We start from the raw sequence: 5,058 nt of genomic DNA on the forward strand, positions 1-5,058 counted from the left end.
CCGCGCCGGCGGGTGGCGGTCTCCCCGGCCAGCAGCAGCACGGTCAGCGCCACCAGCACGCTGGAGAGCACCAGCGCGCCGGTGCGGTCGAAACCCAGGTCGAAGGCGACGAAGATGGCCCGGGTGAAGGTGTCGGCGCGCAGGATCGACACCGCGCCGAAGTCGGCCAGCACGTAGAGCGCGACGAGCAGCGCCCCGGCGGCGGTCGCCGGCCGGATCTGCCGCAGCGTGACGTCGGTGAAGGTGCGCCAGCCGCCCCGACCCAGCGAGCGGGAAACCTCCTCCTGCGCCGGGTCCGCGCCGCGCAGCGCCGCCGCGACCGGCAGGAAGACGTACGGGTACGAGCAGAGGGTCAGCACCAGCGCGGCCGGCCAGAAGCCCTCCAGCCGGTCGAACAGCGAGACCCAGGCGAAGGCGGCGATGTAGGTGGGCACGGCCAGCGGCAGCGCGGCGAGCACCGCGAAGGCGCGCCGGCCGGGCAGGTCGGTCCGGGTCACCAGCCAGGCGGCGCCCACGCCGAGCAGCACGCAGGCGGTGGTGACCACGGCGGCCAGAGCGAGGCTGCGGACCGCGAGCAGCCCGACCCGCTCGGTCCACAGTTCGGCGACGACCCGGTCGGCGCCCGCCTCGGCGGTGCGTACCGCGAGGTAGACCAGGGGGATCAGGGCCACGGCGACCGCGGCGGTCGAGGCCGCGAGCAGCGCCGGGCGCGGCGCCAGCCGGCGCACCGACCCCGGTACGCCGAAGCGGGCCGGCCCGGAACGGGCCGACCCTGCCTCGGGCGTGGTGGTCGGGGCGGTCAGGGTACGAGCCCCGAGTCCTTGATCAGGCCGATCGTGGCGTCCAGCGTGTCCAGGTCGTTCAGGTCGATCTCCGGGCTGTCCAGCTCGGCCAGCGGCGGGACGCCGGCCGGGGCGGGGGCCCCGGCCACCACCGGGTACTCGAAGGTCTGCTCGGCGAAGTACCGCTGCGACTCGGGGTTGAGCAGGAAGTCGACGAAGGCCTTGGTGTCCGGGTCCGTGGCGGAGCGCTTCAGCACGCCGACGCCCGCGACGTTCACCAGCGCGCCGGTGTCCCCACCCGGGAAGAAGTGCAGCTTGGCCTTCAGCGCGTCCGGCGTGGTGCCCTTCTCCTTGGCCACCTCGCCGAGGTAGTAGTGGTTGACCAGGCCGACCTCGATGGTGCCCTTGTCGACCTCCTCCACGATCTTGACGTTGTTGTCCCGGATCTGCGGCTCGTTGGCCTTGAGCCCGGCGAGGAAATCCTTGGCCTTCTGGTCGCCGTGCTGCACCCGGATCGCGGTGACGAACGCCTGGAACGAGGCGTTGGTCGGGGCGACCCCGATCCGGCCCTTCCACTTCGGATCGGTCAGCGCGAAGACCGACGTCGGCAGCTCGGCGGCGGGCACGGCGTCGACGTTGTAGGCGAGCACCCGGGAGCGGGCGCTGACGCCGACCCACTGGCCGGTGCGGGACCGGTAGGACTGCGGCACCTTCTCCAGGTCGGCGGCGGGCAGCGGGGCGAACATGTCCCGCTTGGCGACCGCGCCGAGGGCGCCGGCGTCCTGGGCGAAGAAGGCGTCGGCCGGGGACTTGCCGCCCTCCTCGACCAGTTGGGCGGCGAGCTGGGCGGTGGTGGCGTACCGGGTCTTCACGGTGATGCCGGTCTGCGCGGTGAACCGGTCCAGCAGCGGCTTCACCAGCTGCTCGTTCCGGCCGCTGTAGACGGTGATGGTCTTGTCGCCGGGCTTGCCGGGATCGGCGGCGTCGTCCTCGCCGGACCCGCAGGCGACCAGGCCGAACGAGAGCAGGCCGGCGGCGACGGTGACCGCGAGGGACCTGCGGGCGGGAACGGGCACGGCGGCACTCCTTCGACTCCGACCGGCGGGCCCTCCGCCGACGCGGAGAAGTTAGCACAGGCTAACCTTGGTGTCCCTGTGGGTCCGGCGCCCGCTCGGGGAGTCGGCGACGCGCCCGTTGCGCCGACCGGCAGGATGGGCGCATGACGCTCTCGCTGCCCATCGACCCCGAGGCCAACCGGCTGCTCGAGCGCAGCCCGCTGGCCCTGCTGACCGGCATGGTCCTCGACCAGCAGATCCCCCTCGAGAAGGCGTTCACCTCGCCGTACGTGCTGGCGCAGCGGCTGGGGCACGAACCGGACGCCCGGGAGCTGGCCGGGTACGACCCCGAGGCGCTGGTTGAGATCTTCGCCCGGCCACCGGCGCTGCACCGCTTCCCGAAGGCGATGGCGGCCCGGGTCCAGCAGGTGTGCCAGGTCCTCGTCGACCGGTACGACGGCGACGCCGCCCGGCTCTGGTCGGACGCCGCCGACGGCCGGGAGCTGCTGCGCCGCATCGGCGAGCTGCCCGGCTTCGGCAAGCAGAAGGCGCAGATCTTCGTCGCCCTGCTCGGCAAGCGGTACGACGTGCGCCCGGACGGCTGGCGGGAGGCCGCCGGCGGCTACGGCGAACCGGACGCGTACCGGTCGGTGGCCGACATCACCGACCCGGAGTCGCTGCGCCGGGTGCGCGAGTTCAAGCAGGCGGCGAAGGCGGCGGCCAGGGCGGCGAAGGGCTGACGCAACCGGCCCGCGCCTCGACTCGTTGAGATCCGCGACGGCGGCGACGGGTGGGCGATGGCGGACGGGCAGGGTGGAACGCTGCTGCGCGGCGTGACGAGTTCGCCCCGCGCCACCTTCCTGGAGCTCTTCTTCGACCTGGTCTTCGTCTTCGCCCTGACCCGCGTCTCGCAGCGTCTGATCGACGACGTGTCGGCCAACCCCCCGGACGTGCTCCGTCAGATCGCCCAGACCGTGGTGCTGTTCCTCGCGCTGTGGATGGTCTGGATCCTGACCGCCTGGGTGACCAGCCGGTACGAGCCGGAGCGGAGCCCGATCCAGTTCGTGGTGGTCGCCTCCATGTTCGCCAGCATGGTGATGGCCGTGGCGCTGCCCCGGGCGTTCGCCGAGCGGGCGCTGCCGTTCGCGCTGGCCTACGTGGCGATCCAGGTCGGCCGGCCGCTCCTGCTCACCGTGGCCCTGCGCGGGCATCCGCGCCGGTCGGTCACCCGCCGGATCCTGCTCTGGTTCGTGGTCGGGGCGGTGCCCTGGCTCCTCGGCGTCCTGGTGCCGCCCGCCCAGGAGGTGCTGTGGACGCTCGCCCTGGCCTGGGACTACGCCGGGCTGGCACTCGGCTGGCCGGTGCCCCGGCGCGGGGCGACGCGTACCTCGGGCTGGGCGGTGGCGGGGGAGCACCTGGCCGAGCGGTACCAGCAGTTCTTCCTGATCGCACTCGGCGAGACGGTCCTGGTCATCGGGTTGACCTTCAGCGGAGCCGTCTTCTCCGCGCACGCGGCGTTCGCCTTCGCCCTGTCCTTTCTCACCACCGCGCTGCTGTGGCGGATCTACTTCCACCGGGCGGGACACGTGCTGGCCGAGGCGATCAGAGTGGCCCGCTCGCCGGGAATGCTGGGCGAGTCGGCGAGCTGGACGCACCTGGTGATCGTGGCCGGTGTGCTGCTCACCGGGGTCGGCTACGAGCTGGTGATCGCCCACCCGCACGGGGGGCGTACGCCGACGGGCTGGGCGGTGTTCGTGGCGGGCGGCCCGGCGCTCTTCCTGATCGCCCGGGCTCGCTTCGAGTACGAGATCTTCGCGCGGGTGTCGCGCAGCCGGGTGATCGGCGTGGTGCTCCTGCTCGGCCTGCTCCCGCTGGCGCCGCTGCTGCCGCCGGTCGGGCTGCTCGGGCTGAGCGCGGCGGTGCTGGTCGGGATCGCCGCCGCCGACACCGCGCGGGCACACGGCCGCCCCCCTGGAACGACCCGCGTCGCCCCTGTAGCCGCCGCCGCAGTCCGAAGCCGACCGGCTCAGGCGGCGGTCGGGCGGGACAGCGAGGCCAGTGCCCGCCGGACGTCGGCGAGGGAGACGGTGGCGGAGTCGTCCAGGTCGGCCAGCCCGGCCTCGATCCACTGCCGCATCAGCGTGGTGACGCCGATGCCCCGGGCCTCGGCGGCCGCCCGGACCCGCTCGTACGTCTCCAGCGGCAGGCGCACCGAGCGGCTGACCATCGGCACGTCGCTGTCGGGGGTCGGCAGCTCCACCGGCTGGCTGTCGTCGATCAGCTCGGCGAACGCGTCGTCGCCACCGTGGAACCGCTTGGTCGCGTCGTCACGGTTCATCGTGACCGCCTCCTCGTCGGCGATCCCTCCGCACGGCCTCGTCGTACCGCTTGGTCTCGACGTCGCTCAGGTCGCGGGCGGAGAGGATGTCCCAGTCGTTGTCGGTGCCGTCGGCCTCGGCGAGCAGCACGGCCAGCCGCCTGCCGCGGCGGTTCGCCGCGTAGACGACCATGACGTCGTCGCCCAGGTGCCGGATCACCCGGCGGGTGCTGTGCAGGGCCTCCCAGACTTCCCCGGGTGTGACGTCGTAGACCCGCAGGTTGGTCAACGCCTCGTCGGTGAAGCTGAAGCGGTTCCCCACGGGCGGAGCGTACCACGGGCGTAACACGCACTGGGATGAGTCGATTTTCGCTGATCACGGCCGGGGAGTGACAGGATGGGTCGTAATCCCCTCGAGGAGGTCCGCGGTGAAGCGTCAGGCGTACCAGCCGATTCTGATCACCGACGCCTCGCGCAGCCAGGACGACCAGCTCACCAGTCGGCAGAAGCGCTACGTGCTGATGATGGGCATCCGGGTGGCCTGCGTGATCGTCGGTGCGATCCTGGTCGGCGCGAAGGCCCCGCTGCTCTGGCTCTGGCTGCCGCTGTGCGCCGTCGGGATGGTGCTCATCCCGTGGCTGGCGGTGCTGCTGGCCAACGACCGCCCGCCCAAGGAGCAGCACCGGCTGGCGGGGAAGTTCCAGCCCAGGATGCGCGACGAGACGCCGCCGATGAGCCTGACCGCCGAGGAACGGCCGCACAAGATCATCGACGTCGAACCCTGACCGCCGGGCGCCGGACCCTGCGGATCCGGCGCCCTCTGCAACTGCGTTCGGTCAGCCCGTCGGCCGGGCGCCCACCGTCGAGACGGCCAGCGCCCCGAGATCACCGGCCCGGCCCAGCG

Annotated in this window: 5 protein-coding genes; 3 read left to right on the forward strand and 2 right to left on the reverse strand. The window is 72.9% G+C overall.

Going from position 1 to position 5,058, the window contains the following annotated elements; all coding sequences use genetic code 11:
* The coding region (locus tag JNW89_RS27280) for an iron ABC transporter permease (RefSeq protein WP_238451219.1) at nt 1-728 on the reverse strand (728 nt) is incomplete at its 3' end.
* A gap of 71 nt (nt 729-799) precedes the next feature.
* Nucleotides 800-1,858, reverse strand: coding sequence for an iron ABC transporter substrate-binding protein (locus JNW89_RS27285; protein ID WP_238451220.1), 1,059 nt, complete (start codon nt 1,856-1,858; stop codon nt 800-802).
* A gap of 143 nt (nt 1,859-2,001) precedes the next feature.
* On the opposite strand from JNW89_RS27285, the gene JNW89_RS27290 reads away from it, so the two are divergent.
* From JNW89_RS27290 to JNW89_RS27300, 3 genes are all read left to right on the forward strand, one after another.
* On the forward strand, nt 2,002-2,577 hold the full coding sequence (locus JNW89_RS27290; protein ID WP_238451222.1) for an HhH-GPD-type base excision DNA repair protein: 576 nt from the start codon (nt 2,002-2,004) through the stop codon (nt 2,575-2,577).
* Nucleotides 2,578-2,634: 57 nt separating this feature from the next.
* Nucleotides 2,635-4,500: a low temperature requirement protein A gene (locus tag JNW89_RS27295; protein WP_238451223.1), complete on the forward strand. Its 1,866-nt coding sequence runs from the start codon at nt 2,635-2,637 to the stop codon at nt 4,498-4,500.
* Nucleotides 4,501-4,582: 82 nt separating this feature from the next.
* Complete coding sequence (locus JNW89_RS27300; RefSeq protein WP_088964797.1) at nt 4,583-4,939, forward strand: DUF3099 domain-containing protein; 357 nt, start codon at nt 4,583-4,585, stop codon at nt 4,937-4,939.
* Nucleotides 4,940-5,058 lie beyond the last annotated feature (119 nt).

The organism is Micromonospora sp. 4G55 (assembly GCF_016803375.1).

Excerpts from the sequence above, each read along its gene's own strand:
- JNW89_RS27295 (WP_238451223.1), top strand. The coding sequence starts at position 2,635 with ATGGCGGACGGGCAGGGTGGAACGCTGCTGCGCGGCGTGACGAGTTCG.
- JNW89_RS27290 (WP_238451222.1), top strand. The coding sequence starts at position 2,002 with ATGACGCTCTCGCTGCCCATCGACCCCGAGGCCAACCGGCTGCTCGAG.